Here is a 24,164-nt window from a genome sequence, read left to right as displayed (position 1 = left end):
CTACATTTGTCATCCCAAGCCTATTCGCGATCGCACCTAAAAGAAAGCAAGATAAAATTGCAATTATTATAATTGATACAGTCATTACAAGGGCAATATAACCATTTTTTTATAAAAATATTCCAAACCTTTAAAATAGAGAGGCGGTATAATAAAAAACCCAAGCATTGCACGTAAGAATTCTCCTTCAGAATTGAAAATTTCCAAAAAATACATAATCGTCGAAAATAATATAACGACTACAATTGTTATCATAACAAAACAGCACAAAGAGTGAGCACGCGTATTCTTATCGATATAAATCATAATAAGCAAGTAGACCAAAGAAATAAAAAATGATACTATAAGCGACATTTTACTCAAGTTGATACTCTGTAATGCCGCCATACAAACTATTGTCATAAAGGGAAGCAGAGAAATTGTAACAAAAAATGACCATCCTCTATAGTTTTTATAGTAACCATGGTAAACCAAGCAAGGTAAAATAGCATAAAGTGAAATGAAAGCTGATATAAAAAAGAATGATGCACCAACGTATGCTACATCTACTCCACCTAAATCAGGAAAATATTTTACCTTAATCCCAAAATATGCAAAATAATAGATCATACCAACTAAACTAATGCCAGATATTATTAATGGATGAAATTTTATAAAGTACTTACAAGAATTTCATTTGTAAATTCTGGCTTATCTTTTTCTTTCATTAGCTCTAAAATATCTTGATAACTCAAATTTAAATCCTAAAAATTTATAAAAGCTTGCTATTTAAGCACCTTTGCGATTTCGCTCCAGCCCAAATTCTCAGCAAAATCAGCCGCCGTTTTGCCACTTTTTGTGCGTACGTTTTTGTCCGCGCCGTTTTCTAGCAAAAGATTTACAAGATTTAAATTTCCAGCGATCGCCTCGTTGTGAAGCTGCGTATAGCCAAACCCATCAGCATCCGTGACCATATTTGGGTGCTCTTTTATATATTGCTTTACTTGCTCATACGTATTTTTACTCATTGGATGCTCTATCAAATTTTCAGGGTGCTCTTTTTGCTCGTAAACTACTAAAATATCGTTAAAATCGCCAAAATCAAGCCTCCACTCTTTATCGTGCTCTTTTAGCTCTTTCTTTTGCATGCGTGAGCGCATCGCCTGTACGCTAAACCCGCCGTATGCACGTCCATCTATCGAAAAGAGCCAGTCACTCACTTCATCTATCTTTGCGCTTATTTGGTCGCCTAACTTCACGTTTTGTACTGCATCAGGCTCGTTTACGAGTGTTCCATATATCGTTTCGCCATCAAATTCCACATCGTCTATCCACATGTGCTCGCCGATTTCTTCGCCATTTACGATATCTATGAAGCAAATTTTTACCATCGCATAATCAAGCATAGGTACGATCCTGTGGCGCTCCCAATAAATCTCACGCCAAAAATACCTAAAGCTCTCTCTGGCCTGCTCAAACGCGCGCTGCATGTAGTCTTCGTCGCTACTTACAAAATAGATCGGCATTTGCTTGCCAAGATCGATTTGTTTACCGAGAATTTTCTTAAAAAAGCTCATTTTTTGTCCTTCTTTTTTAGATAGATCAAAATTGAATGCAAAATGATAAGGTAAATTTCACCCATAAATTCGACAAATTTTAAATACAAAAACTATGCGAAATTTCGCAAATTTAGCCCAAAATCCTACAAAATTTTAAATCCAAAAATTACGTGATGATTTCAAAATTTAGCCTACCAACTTCAAATTTAAACAAAAATGTCGTGAGATAATTTTAAATGTTGCGACGAAAAATTAAGCGTGCGTTAGGCATATAGCCTGCGGAGTGAAAATTTTTCTAGCTCACTTAAAGGCACTCACGAGGGGCCGTTATTTTAAGTTTTTAAAGCTTATCGGAAGTTCTAAATTTAACCCCCTTACCAGCTTTATACACTCCTGCAGATCGTCTATGCTTTTGCTTGTCACTCTGATCTCTTCGCCCCTGATCTGTGCGCTCACCTTGATCTTTGAGTCTTTGATGGCCTTGGTAATCTTTTTTGAGTTTTCACCATCAAGCGTGTCGTTTAGCTTTAGTGTCGCCTTTAAATTTCCACCACTAGCTGGCTCTCTTTTTGTCTCTGTGATCGCTACTGGCTGGATATTGCGCTTGATGAGTTTTGAAATAACTATATCTTTTAGTGCGTCGATCTTGTTATCGCTTGAGCTAAGAAGCGTGATAAATTTCTCTTTTTCATTTAGCTCGACTTCGGCCGCAAGACCTTTAAAGTCATACCTAGCCGCGATCTCTTTTTTAGCCGTCTCAAGAGCGTTTTTAACCTCCATCATATCGACCTCGGCACTTATATCAAAGCTATGTTCGGTTGCCATTTTTATCCTTTCAAATTTATTTAAATAGCCCTTTGATCTTCTCAAAAAGTGACTTTTTGCCAGTCTCTTCTTGCTTTATCATCTCGCCAATCTGCTGCACCGCGGTCTGTGCGTAGATGATAGCGCCCTTTGGATCGCAGTTAAAGAGGTTTGAATATGAGCTTGATTTGTTTAGATCAAGTGGATTTGGCTCCACGACCTCAGTGGCCTCAAGCAGGCCTATTTCTAGCTCGCATGCGTAGTTTAGAGCATCTAAAAATGCAGGTAAATTTTGCTCGTAAAAGCCATCAATCGCCTCTTTTATCTCGCCACCTGCTTCATAGTCAGCCTTTAGTTTAGCTACGTTTTTAGCATTCATATAAGCGCCACAGCAGTAGTTTTCGGTGATCTCATTGTAAATTTCGCCACTAAATTTATCCAAAAACTCGCTTGGTAAAATTTCTCGCCAGTTGCTGATATAGTTTTTAAATTTCTCATTTTGTCGCGCCAAAGAGCTTAGTGCTGTGCCGCGAGTGTAGAAATATTTTCTAAAAAATCCTTGCGTGACGGCGATACAAAAGCCATGAGTTTTGTTAAAAATTTCATCGTCTTTATATTGCAGTGCGGTGCTTAGCGTATCTTTGTACTTTTGCGCGTAAAATTCCTCTACGCCAGCCTTGCTAGCAAGCGCTAAAACCTCGTCAAATTTACCAGCCCTTGCAAGCTCAAGTGCTTCAAAATACCACTTTGAAATTTCATCTTCGCTAATGGCGTGATAGCTTATATCATAGCCCATTACTTGCTCTCATTGATGAAATTTTCGATGTTTGCGACGATCTTTGTGATGAGTGTCTTTCTAGCCTCCAGGCTGCCCCATGCTACGTGCGGCGTGATGAGTAGATTTTCTTTGTTTTTTACATTTAAAAATGGGCTATTTTTGCTCATTGGCTCGCTCTCCAAAACGTCGGTGCCAAAGCGTAAATTTCTATCATCTATCGCCTTTGCCATCGCCGCTTCGTCCACTATGCCGCCACGTCCTAAATTTAGCACTATCGCATTATCTTTTAGTAAATTTATCTCGTTTATACCTAGTAAATTTCTAGTCTTTTCATTTAGTGGTGCGTGGATGCTGATGATGTCGCTACTTCTTAGTAGCTCCTCTAAGTTTTTTTGCTTAAATTCGCTATTTTTATTTGCTCCGCTTGTCGAGTAGTAGCTCACGTTTGCGCCAAATGCGCGCGACACTGCCGCCACGCTACGCCCTATCTCGCCAAGTCCGATAATGCCAAATTCTTTGCCAGCGATCTCGCTGATATCCGCGCCAAGATAGGTAAAAATTTCACTTTTCACCCACTCTCCGCTTTTTACGTAGTGATCATAAAATTTGATGTGATTTGTTAGCTCAAAAAGCATGGCAAATGTGTGCTGCACAACGCTTGCAGTCGAGTAGCCAGCAACGTTTTTAACAGCTATGTTTTTAGCTTTTGCATGCTCCAAATCGACATTATTCATGCCAGTTGCACTTATGCAGATAAGCTTTAAATTTAGCGCATCCATCACGGCTTTATCGATAACGACCTTGTTTGTAATGACCACATCAACACCCTTTAGACGTGGCACGATCTCTTCGCTTTTTGTTTTTTGGTAGCTGATAAACTCGCCAAATTTCTTAAAAACACTAAGATCTACGTTTTCTCCCAGCGTTGCCGCGTCTAAACAAACGATCTTCATCTTTAGTCCTTAATGAAATGTCCTACAAATTTAGAGTAGTTATCTAATATTTTGCCGCCCTTTCTATATCCAAGCGCACACGCTTCATAAGCGTAAAATACGCCAGCTTGGTAGTTATCACCTCTCTCATCTTGGTTAAACTCGTAAAATTCTTGATAGATGGCTTTGTTTGAGTCGTATTCGCCGTCATTACTTGCTATTTGTGCGCCGTTTTCATCGTGTATCGAGACGTTTGCGCCTTCTCTACCAAATACCGGCTTTTTCACATATTTTTTGCCCTTTAGTGGCTCGTTTGAAGTCTCAAGCAAGAGTGGGTGATTAGGATATAGGTCCCAAAGAATTTTTAAAATTCCCTTGCTTTGGAAAAGTAACGTGTAGGCGGGATTTATGATGATGGCTTTTTGATTTTTGATGATATTTGAGAGTATGAGTGCTAGCTCGCCTTCATCGATTGCTATGCTCTCCCAAGGTACAAGCTTAAACCAGTATTCAAAATTTTCATCACCTTTAAAAATGCCCTCGTCATCGTTAAAAACGACCTCATCAACGTAAGCAAAGTCTGTTTTAAAGCCGGCTTCTTTTGCGATGTATTGCAGCAATTTCACGGTTTGCTCATCCTCGATACTGCCAGCGATAGAGCTAAAGAGTATCCCCCAGCCCTCGTAAACATCCTCGAAATTTACATTATCGTCGCCAAGAGTGATTAGACGCTTGAAATTTTGTTTTAGAGCTTCGTAAAGGTTATTAAATTGCTCTGCTTCATCCATGTGATTTAGTTTAAGCATCGCCCACTGAATGATCGCCGTCTCAAAGACTGCCGTTGGCGTGTCGGCGTTAAATTCGATCAGTTTTATCGGCTTGCCATCAAGCCCGCCTGCAAGATCAAATCTACCATAAAGGTGCCAGTGAACGTCGTTTTCCCAGCTTTTTTTGATACTATCAACGAGATTAAATGGTATGCCTATCTCGTGAAAAAGGTTGTTGTCAATGACGTACTGAGCAGCATTTACATACATATCGTATAGCTCATTTGCCGCTTCGTAGTAAGCATCCGCCTCGCTTGTTTTTACCTGTACGATCTCATCTGAGATATATGAGCTGTTATCGTTATCTGTATGCCATGCAAAGCCGATTTTTTCCATAAATTCGTTGTTTAATGGCGTGATTTTTCTTAAATTTATCATTTTCTAGCCTCCAAAGCTTGATGAGCTAGAGCTTGATTTTGAGCCACCACCGAAAAATCCACTCTTGCCACCACTGCTTCTTGCAGCAGAATTTGCCGCTTTTTGCTTATTAAAGCTATCAACGCTTCTTGTGTATGCGCTTGGATTTTTGTAAGAATTTTGACGAGTAGCTTGGAAATTTTGATTTCCAAAAAGCTTGCTACCTATCCAGCTACCAAGTATCGCACCAGCAGCTGAAGCAAGTATCGTCTCACCAAGACTTAGCCCACCGCTACTTAGCTGGGCGTCGCTCGTTTTTGTTAAATTTGAAGTGCCATTGTCAATATTTGCGTTTGCTTGAGCTAGGAGTTTATCGATCTCGTCTTTACTTAGCACACGCTCAGTACCGTTTATATCTTTTAACACAACTCTAGTTTCAGTACTTGGATACTCTTCTAAAATTTTATAAACTCCAGGTGCACTCTCTTCGATGATAACAAAGGCGCCGTTTTTTTGCGCAACTTCGTTTAGTGCGTTTTCATCACCGCCATTGTTACTGCCACAACCAGCAAGGCCAGCCATAACGATCGCACCAAATCCGCCTACCGCAGCATAAGTAGCTATCTTTTTAATGTGTTTCATATCTCTCCTATCAACTCTTTTAAATTTTTATGTCTTCTAACAAGTATCACACCTCGTTTAAATTTTATAAATTTTGAGTGGTGTATCGCTTTTATTATCTTTTCACTGGCTTTTTTCGTTGCCTTTGGCTTTAGATTTAGCTCCTTTAAAAATTCACTTAAATTTATCCATTTTGATTCATTTTCTATCTCAGCCTCTATCGCTTCATTATTTGGCATATCGTCATTTTTTTGTGCTAAAAGCGGCCTTTGCATAGCATTTAGAAACTGCATGAGCTTTTCATCTCTATCTTTATAAATTTGCAAAATTTCATTTTTTCGCTCGATTAGCATCTGCTCCTTTTCTTTAAAAAGCCTATCTTTATCGGCTTGCAAGTTTAAATTTAAACTCTTTAACTCGCTTAACTCATTTAGCAAATAATTTACAAACTCATCATTTTGGGATTTAGTTTTTATGCTTTTTGGAGCGGATTTTGTGACTTTTTCGCTACTTGGTTTCTCATCAAGGATGACAAATTTTATGCCATTTTCAATGACTGTATTTATCGAACCACGGCGGATTCTATTATAGACTGCTTCTTTTGTTATGCCTAAAATTTCTGCAGCTTCGTTTATAGCTAGCTTTTGCATCGAATTTCCGTTTAAAATAAAATAAAAAAATTGCTTTGATTATAAAAAAATAAGGCTAAAAGAAGAGTTAAACAAAGAGAGCAAAGCCCTCTTTGTCTTGGTTTTAGAGTCTTGACTCGTAGCGTCTAAGCATATAAAGACGTTTAAGCATTTTCTTGCGAGCTGCAATTTTTTGTTTTTTGCGGATCTCAGTTTTAGGCTCAAAGAAGCGTCTAGCTCTTGCTTCAGTTACTACTAAGTTACGGTCAGTTTGTTTCTTAAACTTTCTGTAACCCTCGTCAAATGACTCGTTAGGATGTACCTTAATACCAGGCAACGTCCTCACCACCTTTCAGATTAAAATAAGCCGTGAGTATAGTTTAATTTTCATAAATTTAAGCTTTTAACTATTTTTTTTTAAAACTCTTTTAATGCCATAAGCTTTATAATCATAAAATTTCAAAAAAGGCTTATTATGTCAAAGGATTTTCATCTTAGCTACGCCAAGAGGCGTTACATTTTTTTCGCCTGTATTACGCTATTTGTCTTTGTTTTGCCATTTATCAGGGTAAATGATGCACAGCTATTTTTGCTAAGTTTTGATAAAAGTAGAGTTGATCTATTTTTTACAAAATTTGATATGCAAGAGCTTTATTTGCTGCCATTTTTATTTATCATTTTGTTCTTAAGCATATTTTTCCTAACGACACTTGCAGGGCGCGTTTGGTGCGGTTGGAGCTGTCCACAAACTATTTTTAGAACGATATTTCGTGACCTTTTGCAAACTAAAATTTTAAAGATCAGAAAAAATATCCAAAATAAACAAAATGAGCCAAAAGGACAAATTTTAAAGTGTGCTTTAGCAGTTGGAATTTGGTGTGTTTTAGCTCTTGTTATTTCAGCAAATTTTTTATGGTATTTTGTGCCGCCGCTTGATTTTTTTGCTTATTTAAAAGAGCCAAGCGAACATGGAGTTTTGCTTGCATTTTGGCTTGTTATAGCTATTTGGTTAGTTTATGATGTCGTCATTTTAAAAGAAAATTTTTGCATTTATGTCTGTCCTTACGCTAGGGTGCAATCAGTGATGTTTGATAACGATACGATCCAAGTTATTTACAATCAAAAAAGAGGCGGCGTAATCTATAACGAAAAAGAGAAATTTAAAAAACCAAAAGAAGAGGGCGCGCTGTGTACTGGCTGTGAGGCGTGCGTAAGAGTATGCCCAACGCACATTGATATAAGAAAAGGTATGCAGCTTGAATGTATAAATTGTCTAGAGTGTAGCGATGCTTGCGCTAAAGTGATGAAGCATTTTGATGAAAGCTCGCTTATTGAGTGGAGAAGTATAAATTCTATAAAAGAGCAAAAAAGAGTCAAAATTTTACGCTTTAGAACGGTTGCTTACCTTGTCATTTTGGGCATTGTCTTAACAGCTGGGGTATTGATGAGTGGCAAAAAAGAAAGTATGCTTTTAAATATAAATAGAACAAGCGAGCTTTATAAAATTTTAGGCGAAAATGAAGTCGAAAATTCTTACGTATTTTTGGTGCAGAACACACAAAATAAAGAGCACGCCTTTTACTTTGAAGTAGATGATAAGAATATAGAAATTTCTCGTCCAAATAAGCCATTTATATTAAAAGCTGGTGCAAAGCAACGAGTAATCGTCACGCTAAAATCAAAAAATGAAAATTTAAGCGATAAAGATCTTTTAAAACATATAAATATCAAAGCCTATGCCACTGACGAGCCAGCTATCAGCGTGCAAAGGCAAAGTACTTTTATCTATCCTAAAAGATGATAAAATGGCAAAAATTTAATAGGAAGCAAGATGGCGATCTCAGAAAAGGATAAAAAAAGATATGAACTTATCGTAAAAACAGCACTTGAACTATTTTTAGAAAAAGGATACGAAAAGACAAGCTTAAGTGACATAGTAGCGATAAGTGGCGGATCACTTTCTAGCATTTATACGTTTTTTGAGAACAAAGAGGGGCTTTTTGAGGCGATCGTTGAGCAAGAGATAGATAGCCTTATAAAAGAGATCGATGAGAAAATAGATCTTAAAATTTCTCACAGCTTGGAGGAATTTTTAACCAAATTTGCAACCATAATATTTTCTATCGTTTGCAGCAAAAGGCATATCTCTCTTGGTAGGATAATGATGAGTGAGGGTTCTAAAAATGGCGGCAAACTTGGTAAGACGTTTTTGGATCAAATTTTAAAAAAGATCGATCTTGTGCTTATAAATTTCTTTGAAAGAGATGAGGTAAAAGCCAAACTTGATTCAAAATTTTCAGCCAAATTTGCTGCAAAGTACTTTATACAAAGCGTGATCGGGGCTTATTACTACGATTCGCTTTTGATAAATGAAGAACCAAAGCTTAGTGAAAAAGAGCGTAAAAAGCATATTAGCTTGTGTGTTGAGTTGTTTTTAAATGGAATTAGTAAAAAATAAAATTGACTTTTTATTTGTTTTCTAATAGAATCGAGAACTTTAAATTTTTGTAACAATTATTACAAAAACTAAATATGATATTAAAATTTAAAATTAAGAGAGGTTTTTATGGCAAATTTTAAAAGTGCTCTTGTGCTTTCGGTTGCAGTTTTATTTCTAAGTGGTTGTTTTGAAAATAAAGAGAATAAAGCGGCAGCAGGTCGCCAGATGCCGCTATCTCATGTGGATATTTTTACTGCACAAAAAACAGACATACCTATTAGTTTTGATTACACCGCAACGGTTACAAGTAGTCAAGATGTTATTATCTATCCAAAAGTTGGCGGAACTATCATAAAGCAGTTTTTTAAGCCGGGAAGCAAAGTAAAAGCAGGCGATAAGTTATTTTTAATAGATCCAGAAAAATATCAAGCTAGCTTTGACTCACTTGATGCCTCTGTTGGTGTGGCAAATGCAAATTTGAAAAATGCCGAGACCGAGTTTAAAAGAATTTCTGCCCTTTATAAGAAAAATGCAGTCTCTCAAAAAGACTATGACGCAGCAGTTGCAGCCTATGACATTGCAAATGCGAATTTAGTAAGCGCAAAAGCAAATTTAAAAAATGCGAAAATCGACCTTGGCTACACGACTATCACAGCGCCATTTGACGGCGTAGTGGGTGATAACCAAGTAGATGTTGGCTCGCTTGTCATAGCAAACCAAACAAAGCTTGTAAGACTTACAAAAATAAATCCTATTGAAGCAGAATTTTATATCGCCGATGTGGATAATCTAACTAGAAAGACAAATTTGGATAACGGCTCATGGCAACAGCTAAATAGTGACACTGTGTTAAGTGTCAATGGCGAAAATTTTAATGGTAAAGTAAATTTTATAGATAGTGTCGTAAATACCGCGACTGGCAGCGTTTTAGCAAAGGCTAGCTTTGATAATAGCGAGGGTAAAATTTTACCAGGTGCGTTTGGTCATATAAAGATGAGTGGATTTGTTCAAAAAAATGCCTTTAACATCCCACAAGTTGCCCTTCAACAAAGCGCTACAAACTCTTATGTTTTAGTCGTGAAAGATGGCAAAGTAAGCCAAAAAAATGTAAAAATAGGATATCAAACAAAAAATATGGTAGCAGTCACTGAAGGTCTTGAAGAGGGTGATAAGATAATTGTTAATAACTTCCTTAAAATAGGAGTTGGTGCACCAGTTGAAACTGATAAAGACCTAAGTGCGGAATTTATAAACGGCAAAGATGTAAACGCTACAAGTAGCAAGTAAAGGCAGATAGATGTTTTCAAGATTTTTCATAAACCGCCCGATATTTGCAACTGTTATATCTATCATCATAGTTATAGCAGGCTTTATGGGTATCAAGGGGCTTCCAATAGAGGAGTATCCAAGCCTTACACCGCCTACCGTCTCTGTAAGTGCGACATATAGCGGTGCTGATGCGCAGACTATCGCCGACTCGGTCGCAAGTGCGATTGAAGATCAGATAAATGGCGTTGAGAATATGCTATATATGCAAAGCACCTCAAGCTCAGCAGGTACTATGAATATAAGCGTATATTTTAAGATCGGCTCATCGCCAAAACAAGCTACGATCGATGTAAATAACCGCGTGCAAGCTGCCCTTTCAAGGTTACCTCAAGAAGTGCAAAATATGGGCGTAACGGTGCGTGAAAGAAGTGGCTCGATCCTTCAAGTTGTTGGCTTTACAAATCCAAATATGAACCAAGTTGAGCTATATAACTATGTAAATTTAAACATTGCTGACGAGATTAAAAGGGTAAATGGTATCGGCGATACAGTGCTAATTGGCAACAAAGAGTACTCGATTAGAATTTGGCTAAAGCCAGACAAACTTGCTCAGTTTAAACTAACTCCAAGCGACGTCATTTCTCAAGTAAAAATTCAAAACTCACAATACGCCGCTGGCAAAATAGGCGAGCAGCCGTCAAAAGGCGATAATCCTTATGTTTATTCTGTCGTTTCTGAGGGGCGTTTTAAAGATCCAAAACAATTTGGCGAAATTTTGATAAAAAGTGAAGATGGCACAGTCGTCAAGCTAAAAGAGGTCGCCACAGTCGAGCTTGGAGCTGCTAGCTACGCATCTGAAGCTATGCTAAATGGCAAACCAGCAGTGCCACTTTTGCTATTTTTACAAAACGATGCGAATGCTCTTGCTACCGCAAATGCTGTAAAAGAAAAGCTTAACGAGCTAAAGAAAACTTATCCTGTTGGCCTAGAGCACACCATAGCTTACAATCCAACAGAATTTATAGATGTTTCAATTGATGAGGTTATAAAAACTTTTATCGAGGCGATGGTGCTAGTTCTTGTCGTAATGTACTTTTTCTTAAAAAGTTTTCGTGCAACTATCATTCCGATGCTTGCTGTGCCAGTCTCTATCATAGGTACATTTGGCGGACTTTATGTGATGGGCTTTAGTATAAATTTGATCACACTTTTTGCCCTGATCCTAGCCATCGGTATCGTCGTGGATGACGCGATCATCGTTATAGAAAACGTCGAGAGAATTTTGCATGAAGATAAAGAGATAAGCGTAAAAGACGCGACATTTAAGGCAATGGAGGAGGTGCAAACTCCAGTCATCTCTATCGTGCTCGTGCTTTGCGCGGTTTTCGTGCCAGTTTCATTTATGGAGGGCTTTGTTGGCGTTATACAAAAGCAGTTTGCGCTAACACTTGTCGTTGCTGTTTGTATCTCGGGCTTTGTCGCTCTTACTCTTACACCAGCACTTTGTGCGGTTATGCTTAAAAAGCAAGAGAACAAGCCATTTTGGATAGTTCAGAAATTTAACGACTTCTTTGACTTTAGCACTAAGCTCTTTACAGCTGGCGTGGCAAAAATTTTAAAACATGTCATCATTAGCTTTATAGTCATTGGCATAATGGGATTTGCAACGTATGACCTATTTCAAAAGGTGCCAAAAGGGCTTGTGCCTTCAGAAGACAAGGGTGCTTTGATGGTTATCACCTCACTTCCACCTTCAACAAATATGCTTAAAACTAAAGAAGAGGTAAATTCTATCAGCAATGCCATTTTGAGCAATCCAAATGTTGAATTTAATATGGGCTTTGCAGGATACGATATGCTAGCTAACTCGCTTAGAGAAAACTCAGCCGTTAGCTTTATAAAGCTAAAAGATTGGAGTGAGAGAAAAGGTGCTAACAATGGAGCTGATACATTGGCTGGCCAGTTTAACGGTATGCTTTGGAGCTCAAAAAACTCAATGACATTCGTTGTAAATTTACCACCTATCATGGGTCTATCAATGACTGGTGGCTTTGAGATGTATCTACAAAATAAAAGCGGCAAGAGTTACAATGAGATAGAAGCAGACGCTAGAAAAGTATCAGCAATAGCCAATGCAAGACCTGAGCTAACAAATGTGAGAACTACGCTTGAGACAAATTATCGTCAGTTTAAGATAACAGTTGATAAAGAAAAAGCAAAGCTATTTGGCGTAAGCGAGAGCGAAATTTTTAGCACGGTAGCGGCTACTTTTGGCTCTTACTATATAAACGACTTCAACCTTGCTGGTAAATCTTACCGCGTATATGCAAGAGCTGAGGAAAGTTTTAGAAATAATCCTGAGGATCTAAGAAAAATTTTCGTCCGCTCATATGATGGCGGCATGGTGCCATTAAATTCAGTAGCGACGCTTACAAGATCGATCGGACCTGATATCGTTGATAGATTTAACCTCTTTCCATCAGCTAAGATCATGGGCGATCCAAAACCTGGCTACACATCAGGCGATGCGATAAGAGCGATCCAAGAGGTCGTAAATGACACGCTAAGCAGCGAGGACTACGCTATAAGCTGGGCAGGAACTGCGTATCAAGAGGTAAATTCTCAAGGAACAGGCACGGTCGCCTTTATCTTTGGTATGATCTTTGTATTTCTCATCCTTGCTGCTCAGTACGAAAGATGGCTCATTCCACTTGCGGTTATCACAGCCGTGCCATTTGCGGTATTTGGCTCGTTGCTAGCTGTTTGGATAAGAGGCCTAACAAACGACATCTACTTTGAGATCGGACTCTTGTTGCTTATTGGTCTAGCGGCCAAAAATGCCATTTTGATCGTAGAATTTGCAATGCAAGAGCGTGATAGCGGCAAGAGTATATTTGACTCAGCGATAAATGCGGCAAAACTTCGCTTTAGACCTATCGTAATGACATCTATCGCATTTACTCTAGGCGTATTCCCGATGGTTATAAGCACAGGCGCAGGCGCTGCATCTCGCCACTCACTAGGAACTGGCGTGGTTGGTGGTATGATTGCTTCTACTACAATAGCTATATTTTTCGTGCCAATGTTTTATTATTTGCTTGAAAATTTAAATGAGAAATACTGGAAAAAGGGAGCAAAAAAAGATGAAAAATAAGGCATTTATACTTATAACAGCGGCGTTTTTAGCTGGTTGCTCATTTCGTCCAGATATGCCAAATGTAGATACAAATTTCACCTCAACATATACTTTCGAGACAAGCGATATAAGGGATCTTTGGTGGAGAGAATTTAACGATGAAAATTTAAATTCTCTAGTAGAAAATGCACTCGAGAAAAATACAAATTTACGTGTTGCTTATTTAAATTTAGAGAAAGCAAAGGCAAGTCTTGGCGTAGCTGAAGCAGATTTGCTTCCTGGTATAAATTTAAATGTAGGCTACACCAAGGCAAAAACCAGTGGGGAAACATACACTAAGCAGCCTCAAACACGTTATAGAAGTTCGAGCATAAATTTAGGACTAAACTACGAGATAGATCTCTGGGGCAGAGTAAGAAATAATGTAGCTGCAGCTGAAGAAAGCCTAAATGCAACCAAATTTGACTATGGTAGCGCGAGACTAAGTATCAGCTCAAGTGTTGCAAAAAGCTACTTTGCGTTAGTTTCATTAAATATGCAAGAAGCTGTGCTAAGAGAGACTTTAAAAACTTATGAAGACACGCTAGCGCTTCGCAAAACACAGCTTGATCTTGGAAGCATAAATGAGATGACTTATTTGCAAAGTAAGGCAGCAGTAGAAAGCGCTAAGACCAATCTTACTTCTATATTAAATGCAAAGTCAAAAGCTATCACCTCACTAGCTATCTTGACTGGTAAAAGTAATAATGAAATTTTAGGTGGAGCTGTTGCTAGCTCGCAAAATTTACCAGCTTCTCCAGAGATAAGTGCTGGCATCAGCTCTGAAATTTTGCTAAGAAGAAGCGACGTGGCAAAGGCACTGGCTGATTTAAAAGCTACAAATGCTCTTGTTGGTGTTGCAAGGGCTGAGTATTTTCCAAGCATTTCAATGACTGGACTTTTTGGCTTTTCAAGTATTGATTTTGAAAATATCTTTGTTGGAAATGCCAATACATGGAGCATAGGTGGCTCTTTAGCACAGAAAATTTTTGATTTTGGTAGGACAAAAAATAATGTTGCAGTGGCTAAAACAAATGAACAAATTGCTGCTGTTAATTATGAAGCCGCGGTAAAATCGGCTCTTGGTGAAGTAAGAGATGCGCTTGTTTCAAGGCAAAATGCAAAAATTTCTTTGGAACAAGTGAAAAATTTGCTAAAATCCCAACAAAGAATTTACTCGCTTGCTAAAGAGCAATATGACGCTGGCTATATCGGCCACTTAGAGCTTCTTGATGCGGAGAGAAATTTGCTTCAAGCAAAATTACAAGACGTCTCAGCAAAGCTTGATGAGGTCGATAGCGCAGTCGAAGTTTATAGAGCTTTTGGTGGCGGTTTTAAGTTAGAAAAATAATTAAAAAGGAGAGAAATTGGGAACTAAGATATTAAATTTCTTGTTTTCTTGGGGATTTTTTGTTTTTGCTATTGCTCTTGGCGTAGCATTATGGTTTGCGATAAATTACGTGGATACATTTAGGCTTGAGTCAAGCTTTTATGATATCGGTGAGATATTTATGATGGCGGCTGTTTTTTGTATTGCTTTTTATGTGATCGCAGCGATATTTGTTATTCCTATTAGAGCGATCAAAAAATCTTAATCTTTCATCTAAGGACAAAATCCTTAGATGAACTTCTTGACTTCATTATGTGAAATTATTAGATTTTTGATTAATTATTTTAAAAATTTATTTATGAGATTTACCGCATTTATATTACTACTTCTAACAAGTATATTTTTAATAGCTTGCTCAGCTAATCAAGCAAATAAAAAGATAAGTAACTCTGAATTAGAAAACTTAGCTAAACAATATGGTGGAGTATATATTTGATGAGAAATTTGAGAAAGAGATAGAAATTAAAGAAAAGTTAAGAAGAGAAGCAGAACTAAAAATAATAAATGCTTCTACGACCGATGCTGAAATGAGAAAGAATTTAAAAGGCTTTGATGAGAAATATCCTCAAATCCTCTCAAATGGTAAAAGATACTACACTCGTTGGATAGATTATGAAAGAGATACTGGTAAAAAAGCAGAAGTACCAGAAATTTATATAAATAAAATAAAAGAGCTTATGGGTAGTGATAATTATAAGAAGTCACCAAATAGACCAAGATTTTAAGATAGAAGTCAAGAGAATTTAACAATTTCTTTCAAAGTGCGGAATGTCAAGAAAGTTTTTAAAATTACCGCCCCAACGATTAAGAGTATTTAAGTTCTCCCAATAATTGCCAATATCTTGCAATTCTGGCTTTTATTGTAGCCAGACGTTATTTTTAAATATATGTAAATCTATCGCACATCTTTTTAAATGGTTAGAATTCATAGTTTTACTTTTACCACTATTATAATAAATTTCTTGCTGGGCTTGTGTCCTTTCTAATTCGCCACCCCTTACAGAGTATCCATTAGAATGAAGATAAGCTAAAAGTTTCTCAACGTCTTTCATAAAAGCTTCTTGATGCTCGCCAAGTGTCATTTTAATCCCTTTCTATCCTTTTATCTAAGGCTTTATCAATTTTTGAATATATCCAATCAGTGCCACGCCAAGTTACAAAACCAGCAAGAGCGACCGAAACTCTAATATTGTTTAAAAAGAAAAAAAATATTTCGTAACTAATCCAACATAAAAACATAGAACTTAAAAAACTAAGCAAATAAGATAAAATTTTATATTTGATCTTAGAAAAATCTTTAGTTTCAAGATTTAAAATTGATGCTATAAATCCAACAAAAAGAACTAAAATTAAATAATTATCGTCCTTGTTTAAATTGTCCATTTACACAGCCTTTTAATAAATCTTCTACTCGTATGCAGTAAATAATTAAATCTTTTAAACTTTCTGGATTTAATGGATCAAAAATAGGCTTATCTGGAATTGTTACATCACATTTTATAGGCATATAAGCTTCTTGAATAGCACCTTGTGAAGATTTTGCAGAGCAACCAACGAACAAGACAAGATAAGATAGCAAGAAAAAGAAAAATAGCTTATTTGGAATAGTTACCATTGCTAAACTCTAAAAGTAAAGTATCGTAAAATTTTAGCTTACTTAAGCAATCATCCGTTTTTGGTGTTTCGATAGTGCTAAAACGTTTTTGTAATTTTTGATTTAAAGAATTGTTTCTTTGAGATAGTTTATCACTATCTATTTTTAATTGCTTAATTTTTAAATTTTGATTATCAATAATTAAAAAAGCGTTTTTAGTATATTCTTTTTCAGTTGCTAAATGAGCTTTTAAAGTGCTAACTTCTGCATCATAGTTTCTTACTTCACCCTTTAAAAAAGATATATAAAGAAGCAAAATAGAATAAGCAAATATATGTATTAATAGCCCCCTACCAAATAGGGAGCTTAAATTTAACATTGAAAACACTATTTTACTTTTCTAGCGCTAATAACGTAAATTTCATCAAACTTAACGCCATTAAATTTTTTACCAGCTAAAGCAGTTTTGATCTGGTCTTCATCGATACTAGGCTTAGTATAAAAGCTAAAAGTAGTTTTATTACCAGCCGTATTTTTACCAGTAATAGTATATTCAATAACGCTTGCTTCGCTTGAATTACCTTGCTCGTTAGCACGAGAAAGTATTACGTAAGTTCCTTCAAGAGCATTATCACAAAATGCTTTAGCTTCAGCACCACCGCACGGCAAAGCAAAGCCATAAGTTCTATTATTTATTGTATTTTTAACTAAACATTTAGACATCTCTTACTCCTTAAAGTCTATCAAATTTCAAAGTTACATAATCACATTTAACAGCAGTATCATAATTTGCATCTAATTTGCCAGTAAAATCAGAAAGAAAATTTTGAAACATATAACTTTGTTTAACGTGCGGGATAGTTACCATAGTAGAAATTCTACCAGTTGCAGTCTTAGCACCAACGATCACATTTTTACGATTAAGTGGATCAGGTGTTGAAGTTAAAGCAGTGCCACCATCGCCAAAGACTGAATAACTTTCAACTTTGCCAGCTAAAAGCGGGAGTAAAGCATCTTCATCACTACCACTAGAAAAAGTAAGACTTTTTGCATAAAGTCCATCTATTGTTTGTCTTAACATTTTTTTATCCTTTCTTTTGTCATTCGACTTTTTAAATTTGCTTGTTTTTGTTAAAACGTTTTAAACAAGAGAATATTAAGCAAAAAAGAGAAAGTTAAATAATTAAGGTTAGATTAAGGACGCTTCAGCACGCTCAAAACGCTATCGCGTTTTTCGTCCGCGTAGTGTTTGCGTGGCGATAGCTAGCAAAAAGACATAATTATAAGTTTTAAGATATTCGAGCAATCGCAGAAACTATCGCCACAACGCAAACAAAAACAACTAAAGAAGATAAAAAGATCAAGAAAGAAAATAAGATAATAAAAAAGAATAAACTAAAAGGGGAGAAAAGAAAACACGGCACACACCGCAGAGCGGTGGGGTGCCGTGTTTGAGAGGGGGGAACAAGAACGGAATACTATCTTTGAAGCAAAGAACAACTAGGACGGCTGTTCTGATTATAACGTTTAGTTTTCACTAAAGAGCCGCTAGAATTATAAAATTTAGCTTCAAAAGTACCCCTAGAAGAAAGAAAGGCTTTTAAAACAAGGTTAAAGCAAAACTGACTATCCAAATCTTTTTCAGCATCACTCAAAGCCTTTGGGCTAGAAAATAACTCATATTCGGCAGTGCAAACGTCATTTCTTACAATAGGAGGATTAAGATATGCGGAAGAAATAATAAAAAAAGAAGAATTTTGACAAATAAGAGAAACAGCATCAGAAGGACTGATATTCATAAATATTTTCTTATATTCATCAAAACGAGAAGTTGAGAAAGCAAGAGTAAAAAACAAACAAAAAGCAACAATCTTTCTAAGCATAAGCAACTCCTTTTTATATAAAGAAATAATTATAAAGACAAATTATTAAATTCTTACTTATCCATAAAAAGCGAACAAGAAACACCCTTTACAGCAAGTCCGCCTACTTCTAAATGTGTTTTAATTAAAGCAGATATTTCAGCTTCGTTTTTAGTCTTTTTTACATTATGAATTAAAATTTGTTTGCACATACGATTTTTATTAGATACAAAAGCTTTAAATTGCTTATTGTAATTGAAGTCATCATACGGAAAATTAGTTTTTTGAGTTTCGAACTCGACTTTATAAATATACTTAATCTCAGCAGTAGAAACAGCATCTAAAAAAGCAATTAGATCGGAAACACTTTTAGCTTCAAGTGTTGAAGTGATAACCCTATTGCCTTGCTGTTGTGTAATTTTGTAGATAGGCATAATACTCCTTTTTTGAAAATCGATAAACTGATAAATAGCGGTGTTGTAAATTAAAGTTAGTTACATCGCTATAAAATTGAGAATAAAAAGAAGAGAGAGAATTTTCAAATATATTAATAAAATCAGAAAATTCATAAACAAAAGATTTATTAACAAAACTAGAAAAAATAGAAAAAAGATTAAAAGCTTCAGTATGAATACCAGTATAGTCACAATCCAAAAGACCAAGACGAAGATCACTTCTAAAAAAGGGACTAGAAGATGAATAACAAGAAAAATCAGAAAAGGAGAGATGGCTGGTATATTTTGCATAATTAAAAGATGCAGGAATACAAAAATAAAAGTAATCAGATCGATCACTAAAAGAAAAGAATAAATTACTATCAAAATAAGAAGAAATTTCAGAAGAGCTAGGCAAATCCATAATATTGATCTTACCAGATGGAGTTAAAAAATCAGTGCCTACCCTATATTCATAATCGTCAGCATCATCGCTATTATAATGCATATGTAAAGGGGCATTAGCCTTTTTAATACTAGAATTAGTATAAGCAGAAAAATAAAAGCCAAGACCAAAAAGAGAAGAAATACGCTTATCACGAATGCAATTATTACCAGAAAAACCGCAATCAAAAAGCGCATCTTTCTTATCATATTTTTCATCAATACTAGCATTTAAATTTTCAGTATTAGAACGAAAAAATAATACTCTCTCGATAGAAAAAGTAAAGTCTTTTTTCTTATTACAGCAACCACATAGCAAAGAAACCATTATTCTTTACCTACAAGATCACGGCAAAGAATTTTTAAAAGACGATTTGTTTCATCCAAAGATGCTAAACCGCTTTTATCATCTTTTTTATCTTTTAAGTTGTCAGTTAATATTTTTTCAATGCGAGCAAGACAAGCACCAATACTATCAAATTTTTTCATTTCTTCTTCAAAAGCTTTTTCACAATCAAGAGCCATTTTTCTTAACCTTTCCGTTAAAATATCCTAAACCATTCATCATAGTAATAAACATCTCGCTAAGCCCCAAAACGTTACCAGCATCATCAGTAACAAACATAAAATCAGCGACGTGATTTAAAGCATCAATATCAATCTTATCACTTCCAGTTATACGCCTAAGAATTTCTTTATCTTGCGGAGTAAAGCGAGAGCTAAAAAGCTTAAAAAGTAGTGTTTGATTTATATTATCAACCTTTGCTTTTGCATAGTTAAATTCTTGATTTTTAGTTTCTAAAATATGCTGACGTTGATTAATAACAGTATTGACATTTTGGAGTGCTGAACTATTAGAATTATTAGCGTTAATTACTTGATTACCACATTCGACCAACACTTTAGCAACACCAACACGATCAGAAAAACTACCAGTTAAAAAACCAAGCATCCTATTAAGTTTAGTGCCTTTTATATTGCTAAGCTTATTTTTAGCGTATTTACCTAAAGGAGAAAGTAAAGCTACAACACCAGCATAAACAACACTCATAATCTTATCAACGACTTTTTCTTGTAGCTGAATATATTTGACTAAAGCAGCACTAAACATAATAGTAATACCGCTATTTATTGCATCTTTTAAAATGCCGTCATCCATACCACTTTTTTTAAGCCTGCTTAAAACTTCATCATAAGCAACGCTATAGGTCAAGTCTTCAAACATTTCGTGAATACCAAGCTTTAAAATTTTTCCAGCTTCAGAACTTTTATCAGCCATTATTTTAAATCCTTAAGTAAAGTTTTACTAGGTAATTCAGTATTAAACAAATCTTTAAAGTTTGGGATAGGTATATCAAATAAATTTAAAGCGTCACTATCTAATTCAAAATTATTTTCATCAGTTAAAACACGAGTTTGAACAGCTTGACGAGATAAAGCAATAGCACGTGGCGAAGTAGTTGCAACAATATTGCCATCAAGGTCTTTAATCGCAACATCAGTTTTTTCAAAATCAGCTTTTTCTTTATAAATTTCAAGCGTTTTAGTTGAATTATCACTAAGTATTTTTTGATTATCGACATAAGAACTAGGTAAAGTAACCTCAACTGGCTTATCAATAGCCAAAGAAGCGTTTAAATTATTATTGACAGCAACACTAGCTTTAAGTTTAACACCAGCCAAACCATCTTTCATAGCTTGCGAATACTCTTTTGAATTAACAACAAGCTTTTCTAAATTTTGATTATATACTTTTTGATTTTCGCCAATAGTTGAGATATATTTAGAAATTTCACTATTAATTTTTTCTTGAGATTTTAACACTTCTTTAAAATCTACACCAGTAGAAATAGCGGAATTAGTGCCAGTATTTGACGAAGCATTATCGTATATACGATCGCCAGTATAAGGGTTATAAAGCGTCTTAGTAGTAGGATCAACCCAATACCCAGTTTTTCTATCAAATGTAACACGCCCTTGAATTTCTGGAGATTGATTATATAAATTGTCTTTTTTAACGCTAGTTTGTTTATCAAAAGCGTTATTTTTCACGGCACCTAAAACAGCTAAATTTAAAGACATAAGCTTTAATATATGGTTTTGCTGATCTAAAACACCAAGTAAAGTTAAGGGGACACTACTAGGCTTATCATTATCAGATGGCTTAGGTAAATTGTCTTCTTTAGGCTTTTCTTTTTCTTTTTGTGCGTCTATTGCTTTAGCTTCACGTTGTTTAGCATAATATTCACTAAGCTCTTTTATATTTTTATCAACATCAACACTTTCTTTTTTATCAAAAAAACTATTATAAACATTTTTTAATCCCCAAATACCAAGAGCAGTTATATCAGTAACAGGGTTATCTTTTAAATCAAAATTAGAACTAGCACCAGCACCAATAGCACCAGCAACCCCACCAGCTTTTAAAGCACTATTAACTTGACTAACTTTACTAATAGCTTGAGTAATACCAGAATACATTATTTAAAATCCCTTTCTTTATAAATAAATAGGTGGCTCGTTACTTTCGGATTTAGCTTGCTTTTCAACAGCTTCATTACGTAATCTTAAAAATAAACTAAATAAATCTTCTTCACCAGAATATTCAAAAATTTGTTTAACAACATCAGATAAATCAAGAGAATTAACGGCAGAACTCTTAAAAATATAAGCATATAAAGCAATCACATATTTATAAAATGTTTTATCAAACTTAAATGGTCTAACTAATCCAGCTGGAACAAAAATTCGGCGAACACTAAAAACACCGAGTTTTACTAATTCATAATCAAGGCAAAAAACATCATAAAAAAGAATAAATTTATTAAGACCAAGTTGTAATAAAGAGCAACCTAAAACATAAAAAGGCAAGCTAAAATCTTTAATTTGAACGATTTGACCTTTAGAAAAAGCTCCTAAAGTAATATCACTTTGTATAGTTGAAAATGGCAAATCAAGAAGAGCAGAAGAAAAAATATTAGCTAGATTAAAATCAGAAGAGAGAAGCTTATGTCCCTTTGGTATATCTTTCTTTTCAATTTCAACGTAAAGACCAGAGATAGCAAAACGTATATCAGAAACATCTAAAGGATTTAAAATACAATCACAAATAAAAAATTCATCATCGCCACCATAAACCAAAAAATCAAACAATTTAACGAAAATTTGATTAGAATAAATATCTTTAAGATATATCGGATCACTAGCATTACAACGATGAATAGTTTTAATATCATCTAAAGAATAATTACAAGGCTGATACTGACTAAGACTATTTATTAAAGAACCGCTATCACTTAAAGAGAAAGCACCTAAATTTTTAATAATATTTAACATTTTATAACCCTTTTTTTAAAATAAATCTAATCTAGGCTGTTTAACAGCAAAAATATATTTACGACCATTTCGCAAAAAATAACCTTTGCTATCTAATAGCTTTTTCAAATTTGTTTGAATAAAAAGAATATTTAATTCATCAAGAGCCGAATAAAAAGCCTTTCTACTACCAATAACAATATCAGCCCAAATAAAACCAAGCTTTTTGGCGTAAAGCCTTTTAACGATAGGACATTTAATATCAATACAAATAACATCCTTGCCACTATCTAATAATTCACACACCAAAAGACCATAAGCGTTTAATTTTTGCATTGAAACCCCTTTAAAGCATTCGTTATAGGATGGATATAATCATCATTTCTTATTTTGCTAATGGCAACAAAAAAATCATTTAAAGAAGCGTTAAAAACATCAAAAAGGGGATTATCTATATCTAAATTCTGACTTTTTATAGTTTTTTCATTTTTTAAAAAATTGCCAGCAAGCTTTGATAAGCCGTATTCGTGAAGAGTTAAGCCATCATTTTCAAGATCTTTAAGCGTTTCAGTAAAAACGTATAAAAAATTCTCACCGCTAACACCCAAATTAGTATAAACAGCACTTACAAAGGCTTTTAAAGCCATTTTTGCTTTCTTAATATCCTTTGATTGAATAAGATCGTGCATAGTAAGAGCTTTAAATTTATCATCGCCCCAAGGCAAAAGCATATCCCAAAATTTAAGCCTATTATCATCAAAATCACATCTTTGATAAATTTTTCTTGCACTATCACTTTGAATAGTGCCAGCAGTTAAACGATTAATTTCATCATCAGTTAGATCATACCATTTACAAATACTAAGCCCTTGCGACCAAAAAGCCCCCAAATGATTAAAAATATAAGTAATTTCATCACTTTCATTAATAGGGATTAATCTTTTTATTGCAGATCGTCCAAACTCCGCTTCGTGTCTAAATACAAACATATCAACAGCAGGATTAAAGCCATTTATTTCCCATTTTGTGAAAATTAAAGTTGAAATATTTTTGCTTTGAACTTGTTTTATTTTGTCATAAACCCTAAACATGTGTGGATTTTTTCCAAAACTTACACCTTCAAAGCGAGTAAAACGCATAAAATTATTGACATTAATTTCAGTTATATCATTAAAAACTAGTGAATTTTCATCAATTATTAAATCATCGTCATCTTTTTTATATTGATCTGAATAGTTAGAAACCCTTTTTAAACTTCTAAATTGTAAAAAATCTTGTGGAGTATATTTTATGCCAGTTACATCAGTTGCAAGATCGAGCCTTAAAACACTTATTTTAAAATGCTCTTTAAATATATCACTTAAAAATTTATTTACAAGCTCATAGGCTCTAACGTGTCCATATTTAAGTAAAAATATGCTTCTAAATTGAATTTTTAAATGATATAGCCCTTTTGGCTTGAATTTAGTATCTGAAATGGTGCAAAATATATCATCGTTTGAAAAATATCCAAAATATTGACCTAAGCCTTTACTTGATACTTTAAAATTTCCGTAATCAAAGCCCAAATCATCCAAAATATATTTTTCGCCAAATGTGCGTAAATTTTGTGCTTGTTGTTTTAGCGTAGCGATCTTGCGGATAAAGCTTGAAAAAGTTGTATTAAAAAATTTTTCATCAATACAATTTACGCCGATAACTAAAGTATCGATGCCTTGATGAAGTATTTTAAATCTATCGTCTTTATATATCATT

Annotated in this window: 30 protein-coding genes; 7 read left to right on the top strand and 23 right to left on the bottom strand. The window is 34.9% G+C overall.

Features of this window, described 5'->3' with window-relative positions:
* Positions 1–764: 764 nt before the first annotated feature.
* From CYP64_RS09840 to rpsU, 8 genes are all read right to left on the bottom strand, one after another.
* Entirely contained in the window at positions 765–1,556 is a 792-nt protein-coding gene (locus CYP64_RS09840) for a YegJ family protein (protein ID WP_103649600.1), read from the bottom strand.
* A 309-nt stretch (positions 1,557–1,865) separates the two neighbouring features.
* Positions 1,866–2,363 (bottom strand): YajQ family cyclic di-GMP-binding protein, encoded by a 498-nt coding sequence (locus CYP64_RS09835; RefSeq protein ID WP_103649599.1) that lies wholly within the window; start codon positions 2,361–2,363, stop codon positions 1,866–1,868.
* 16 nt (positions 2,364–2,379) lie between these two features.
* Positions 2,380–3,138, bottom strand: coding sequence for a hypothetical protein (locus tag CYP64_RS09830; protein WP_103649598.1), 759 nt, complete (start codon positions 3,136–3,138; stop codon positions 2,380–2,382).
* Positions 3,138–4,073 (bottom strand): D-2-hydroxyacid dehydrogenase, encoded by a 936-nt coding sequence (locus CYP64_RS09825; protein ID WP_103649597.1) that lies wholly within the window; start codon positions 4,071–4,073, stop codon positions 3,138–3,140. The genes CYP64_RS09830 and CYP64_RS09825 overlap by 1 nt, the downstream gene beginning before the upstream one ends.
* Before the next feature lie 2 nt (positions 4,074–4,075).
* Positions 4,076–5,257, bottom strand: a complete 1,182-nt coding sequence (locus CYP64_RS09820) for a glutathionylspermidine synthase family protein (RefSeq protein ID WP_103649596.1) — start codon at positions 5,255–5,257, stop codon at positions 4,076–4,078.
* Positions 5,258–5,260: 3 nt separating this feature from the next.
* Positions 5,261–5,878 (bottom strand): UPF0323 family lipoprotein, encoded by a 618-nt coding sequence (locus tag CYP64_RS09815; RefSeq protein WP_087578236.1) that lies wholly within the window; start codon positions 5,876–5,878, stop codon positions 5,261–5,263.
* Positions 5,875–6,507: a DNA-binding protein gene (locus tag CYP64_RS09810; protein ID WP_103649595.1), complete on the bottom strand. Its 633-nt coding sequence runs from the start codon at positions 6,505–6,507 to the stop codon at positions 5,875–5,877. Before CYP64_RS09810 ends, CYP64_RS09815 begins: the two co-directional genes overlap by 4 nt.
* Positions 6,508–6,610: 103 nt before the next feature.
* The gene (gene rpsU / locus CYP64_RS09805) at positions 6,611–6,823 is read right to left on the bottom strand and encodes a 30S ribosomal protein S21 (RefSeq protein ID WP_009294994.1); all 213 of its coding nucleotides are present in this window, start codon (positions 6,821–6,823) and stop codon (positions 6,611–6,613) included.
* A 138-nt stretch (positions 6,824–6,961) separates the two neighbouring features.
* Between rpsU and ccoG the strand changes: the two genes are divergently transcribed.
* The 7 genes from ccoG (at position 6,962) to CYP64_RS09765 (ending at position 15,485) form a co-directional block, all read left to right on the top strand.
* Entirely contained in the window at positions 6,962–8,287 is a 1,326-nt protein-coding gene (ccoG, locus tag CYP64_RS09800) for a cytochrome c oxidase accessory protein CcoG (protein WP_103649594.1), read from the top strand.
* Positions 8,288–8,317: 30 nt separating this feature from the next.
* Positions 8,318–8,944, top strand: a complete 627-nt coding sequence (locus CYP64_RS09795; protein ID WP_103649593.1) for a TetR/AcrR family transcriptional regulator — start codon at positions 8,318–8,320, stop codon at positions 8,942–8,944.
* Between the two features lie 108 nt (positions 8,945–9,052).
* Positions 9,053–10,213 carry an efflux RND transporter periplasmic adaptor subunit gene (locus CYP64_RS09790; protein WP_103649592.1) on the top strand — a complete coding sequence of 387 codons (1,161 nt, stop codon included), beginning with the start codon at positions 9,053–9,055 and terminating at the stop codon, positions 10,211–10,213.
* A 10-nt stretch (positions 10,214–10,223) separates the two neighbouring features.
* Entirely contained in the window at positions 10,224–13,349 is a 3,126-nt protein-coding gene (locus CYP64_RS09785; protein WP_103649591.1) for an efflux RND transporter permease subunit, read from the top strand.
* On the top strand, positions 13,339–14,721 hold the full coding sequence (locus tag CYP64_RS09780; protein WP_103649590.1) for an efflux transporter outer membrane subunit: 1,383 nt from the start codon (positions 13,339–13,341) through the stop codon (positions 14,719–14,721). The genes CYP64_RS09785 and CYP64_RS09780 overlap by 11 nt, the downstream gene beginning before the upstream one ends.
* Before the next feature lie 16 nt (positions 14,722–14,737).
* Positions 14,738–14,965, top strand: a complete 228-nt coding sequence (locus CYP64_RS09775; RefSeq protein ID WP_021090435.1) for a hypothetical protein — start codon at positions 14,738–14,740, stop codon at positions 14,963–14,965.
* 211 nt (positions 14,966–15,176) lie between these two features.
* The gene (locus CYP64_RS09765; protein ID WP_141091158.1) at positions 15,177–15,485 is read left to right on the top strand and encodes a hypothetical protein; all 309 of its coding nucleotides are present in this window, start codon (positions 15,177–15,179) and stop codon (positions 15,483–15,485) included.
* Positions 15,486–15,617: 132 nt separating this feature from the next.
* Here the strand turns inward: CYP64_RS09765 and CYP64_RS09760 are convergent, their stop codons facing one another.
* The 15 genes from CYP64_RS09760 to CYP64_RS09690 form a co-directional block, all read right to left on the bottom strand.
* Positions 15,618–15,842 carry a hypothetical protein gene (locus CYP64_RS09760; RefSeq protein ID WP_258033003.1) on the bottom strand — a complete coding sequence of 75 codons (225 nt, stop codon included), beginning with the start codon at positions 15,840–15,842 and terminating at the stop codon, positions 15,618–15,620.
* A 1-nt stretch (position 15,843) separates the two neighbouring features.
* A complete protein-coding gene (locus CYP64_RS09755) occupies positions 15,844–16,143 on the bottom strand; it encodes a hypothetical protein (RefSeq protein ID WP_072594645.1) in 300 nt (99 codons plus the stop codon).
* Positions 16,118–16,375, bottom strand: a complete 258-nt coding sequence (locus tag CYP64_RS09750) for a hypothetical protein (protein WP_103649587.1) — start codon at positions 16,373–16,375, stop codon at positions 16,118–16,120. Before CYP64_RS09750 ends, CYP64_RS09755 begins: the two co-directional genes overlap by 26 nt.
* Positions 16,356–16,742 (bottom strand): hypothetical protein, encoded by a 387-nt coding sequence (locus CYP64_RS09745; protein WP_103649586.1) that lies wholly within the window; start codon positions 16,740–16,742, stop codon positions 16,356–16,358. Before CYP64_RS09745 ends, CYP64_RS09750 begins: the two co-directional genes overlap by 20 nt.
* Entirely contained in the window at positions 16,742–17,077 is a 336-nt protein-coding gene (locus CYP64_RS09740) for a hypothetical protein (RefSeq protein WP_103588406.1), read from the bottom strand. Before CYP64_RS09740 ends, CYP64_RS09745 begins: the two co-directional genes overlap by 1 nt.
* Before the next feature lie 10 nt (positions 17,078–17,087).
* On the bottom strand, positions 17,088–17,435 hold the full coding sequence (locus tag CYP64_RS09735; protein ID WP_087586097.1) for a hypothetical protein: 348 nt from the start codon (positions 17,433–17,435) through the stop codon (positions 17,088–17,090).
* A 397-nt stretch (positions 17,436–17,832) separates the two neighbouring features.
* The gene (locus CYP64_RS09730) at positions 17,833–18,237 is read right to left on the bottom strand and encodes a hypothetical protein (RefSeq protein WP_103649585.1); all 405 of its coding nucleotides are present in this window, start codon (positions 18,235–18,237) and stop codon (positions 17,833–17,835) included.
* 53 nt (positions 18,238–18,290) lie between these two features.
* Positions 18,291–18,650, bottom strand: a complete 360-nt coding sequence (locus CYP64_RS09725; RefSeq protein WP_181001717.1) for a hypothetical protein — start codon at positions 18,648–18,650, stop codon at positions 18,291–18,293.
* On the bottom strand, positions 18,613–19,422 hold the full coding sequence (locus tag CYP64_RS09720) for a hypothetical protein (RefSeq protein WP_103649584.1): 810 nt from the start codon (positions 19,420–19,422) through the stop codon (positions 18,613–18,615). Before CYP64_RS09720 ends, CYP64_RS09725 begins: the two co-directional genes overlap by 38 nt.
* Positions 19,422–19,619 (bottom strand): hypothetical protein, encoded by a 198-nt coding sequence (locus CYP64_RS09715; protein WP_072594637.1) that lies wholly within the window; start codon positions 19,617–19,619, stop codon positions 19,422–19,424. Before CYP64_RS09715 ends, CYP64_RS09720 begins: the two co-directional genes overlap by 1 nt.
* A complete protein-coding gene (locus tag CYP64_RS09710; RefSeq protein ID WP_103649583.1) occupies positions 19,609–20,373 on the bottom strand; it encodes a hypothetical protein in 765 nt (254 codons plus the stop codon). The genes CYP64_RS09715 and CYP64_RS09710 overlap by 11 nt, the downstream gene beginning before the upstream one ends.
* Positions 20,373–21,575: a hypothetical protein gene (locus CYP64_RS09705; RefSeq protein WP_103649582.1), complete on the bottom strand. Its 1,203-nt coding sequence runs from the start codon at positions 21,573–21,575 to the stop codon at positions 20,373–20,375. The genes CYP64_RS09710 and CYP64_RS09705 overlap by 1 nt, the downstream gene beginning before the upstream one ends.
* Positions 21,576–21,593: 18 nt before the next feature.
* Positions 21,594–22,430 carry a hypothetical protein gene (locus CYP64_RS09700; protein ID WP_103588411.1) on the bottom strand — a complete coding sequence of 279 codons (837 nt, stop codon included), beginning with the start codon at positions 22,428–22,430 and terminating at the stop codon, positions 21,594–21,596.
* 15 nt (positions 22,431–22,445) lie between these two features.
* On the bottom strand, positions 22,446–22,745 hold the full coding sequence (locus CYP64_RS09695) for a hypothetical protein (protein ID WP_103649581.1): 300 nt from the start codon (positions 22,743–22,745) through the stop codon (positions 22,446–22,448).
* Positions 22,733–23,986 (bottom strand): hypothetical protein, encoded by a 1,254-nt coding sequence (locus CYP64_RS09690; RefSeq protein ID WP_258033002.1) that lies wholly within the window; start codon positions 23,984–23,986, stop codon positions 22,733–22,735. The genes CYP64_RS09695 and CYP64_RS09690 overlap by 13 nt, the downstream gene beginning before the upstream one ends.
* Positions 23,987–24,164 lie beyond the last annotated feature (178 nt).

Source organism: Campylobacter concisus (assembly GCF_002913945.1).
Classification (GTDB): domain Bacteria; phylum Campylobacterota; class Campylobacteria; order Campylobacterales; family Campylobacteraceae; genus Campylobacter_A; species Campylobacter_A concisus_P.
This window is presented reverse-complemented; position numbering and strand designations above follow the sequence as displayed.

Bases quoted from the DNA above. Each gene is read 5' to 3' on its own strand.
- CYP64_RS09780 (WP_103649590.1), top strand. From the start codon at position 13,339: ATGAAAAATAAGGCATTTATACTTATAACAGCGGCGTTTTTAGCTGGT.
- CYP64_RS09790 (WP_103649592.1), top strand. From the start codon at position 9,053: ATGGCAAATTTTAAAAGTGCTCTTGTGCTTTCGGTTGCAGTTTTATTT.
- CYP64_RS09825 (WP_103649597.1), bottom strand. From the start codon at position 4,073: ATGAAGATCGTTTGTTTAGACGCGGCAACGCTGGGAGAAAACGTAGAT.
- CYP64_RS09760 (WP_258033003.1), bottom strand. From the start codon at position 15,842: ATGACACTTGGCGAGCATCAAGAAGCTTTTATGAAAGACGTTGAGAAA.
- CYP64_RS09835 (WP_103649599.1), bottom strand. From the start codon at position 2,363: ATGGCAACCGAACATAGCTTTGATATAAGTGCCGAGGTCGATATGATG.
- CYP64_RS09820 (WP_103649596.1), bottom strand. From the start codon at position 5,257: ATGATAAATTTAAGAAAAATCACGCCATTAAACAACGAATTTATGGAA.
- CYP64_RS09840 (WP_103649600.1), bottom strand. From the start codon at position 1,556: ATGAGCTTTTTTAAGAAAATTCTCGGTAAACAAATCGATCTTGGCAAG.
- CYP64_RS09740 (WP_103588406.1), bottom strand. From the start codon at position 17,077: ATGTCTAAATGTTTAGTTAAAAATACAATAAATAATAGAACTTATGGC.
- CYP64_RS09795 (WP_103649593.1), top strand. From the start codon at position 8,318: ATGGCGATCTCAGAAAAGGATAAAAAAAGATATGAACTTATCGTAAAA.
- CYP64_RS09735 (WP_087586097.1), bottom strand. From the start codon at position 17,435: ATGTTAAGACAAACAATAGATGGACTTTATGCAAAAAGTCTTACTTTT.
- CYP64_RS09705 (WP_103649582.1), bottom strand. From the start codon at position 21,575: ATGTATTCTGGTATTACTCAAGCTATTAGTAAAGTTAGTCAAGTTAAT.
- CYP64_RS09730 (WP_103649585.1), bottom strand. From the start codon at position 18,237: ATGCTTAGAAAGATTGTTGCTTTTTGTTTGTTTTTTACTCTTGCTTTC.
- CYP64_RS09830 (WP_103649598.1), bottom strand. From the start codon at position 3,138: ATGGGCTATGATATAAGCTATCACGCCATTAGCGAAGATGAAATTTCA.
- CYP64_RS09755 (WP_072594645.1), bottom strand. From the start codon at position 16,143: ATGGACAATTTAAACAAGGACGATAATTATTTAATTTTAGTTCTTTTT.
- CYP64_RS09765 (WP_141091158.1), top strand. From the start codon at position 15,177: ATGGTGGAGTATATATTTGATGAGAAATTTGAGAAAGAGATAGAAATT.
- CYP64_RS09715 (WP_072594637.1), bottom strand. From the start codon at position 19,619: ATGGCTCTTGATTGTGAAAAAGCTTTTGAAGAAGAAATGAAAAAATTT.
- CYP64_RS09810 (WP_103649595.1), bottom strand. From the start codon at position 6,507: ATGCAAAAGCTAGCTATAAACGAAGCTGCAGAAATTTTAGGCATAACA.
- ccoG (WP_103649594.1), top strand. From the start codon at position 6,962: ATGTCAAAGGATTTTCATCTTAGCTACGCCAAGAGGCGTTACATTTTT.
- CYP64_RS09710 (WP_103649583.1), bottom strand. From the start codon at position 20,373: ATGGCTGATAAAAGTTCTGAAGCTGGAAAAATTTTAAAGCTTGGTATT.
- CYP64_RS09750 (WP_103649587.1), bottom strand. From the start codon at position 16,375: ATGGTAACTATTCCAAATAAGCTATTTTTCTTTTTCTTGCTATCTTAT.
- CYP64_RS09815 (WP_087578236.1), bottom strand. From the start codon at position 5,878: ATGAAACACATTAAAAAGATAGCTACTTATGCTGCGGTAGGCGGATTT.
- CYP64_RS09720 (WP_103649584.1), bottom strand. From the start codon at position 19,422: ATGGTTTCTTTGCTATGTGGTTGCTGTAATAAGAAAAAAGACTTTACT.
- CYP64_RS09695 (WP_103649581.1), bottom strand. From the start codon at position 22,745: ATGCAAAAATTAAACGCTTATGGTCTTTTGGTGTGTGAATTATTAGAT.
- CYP64_RS09700 (WP_103588411.1), bottom strand. From the start codon at position 22,430: ATGTTAAATATTATTAAAAATTTAGGTGCTTTCTCTTTAAGTGATAGC.
- CYP64_RS09725 (WP_181001717.1), bottom strand. From the start codon at position 18,650: ATGCCTATCTACAAAATTACACAACAGCAAGGCAATAGGGTTATCACT.
- CYP64_RS09785 (WP_103649591.1), top strand. From the start codon at position 10,224: ATGTTTTCAAGATTTTTCATAAACCGCCCGATATTTGCAACTGTTATA.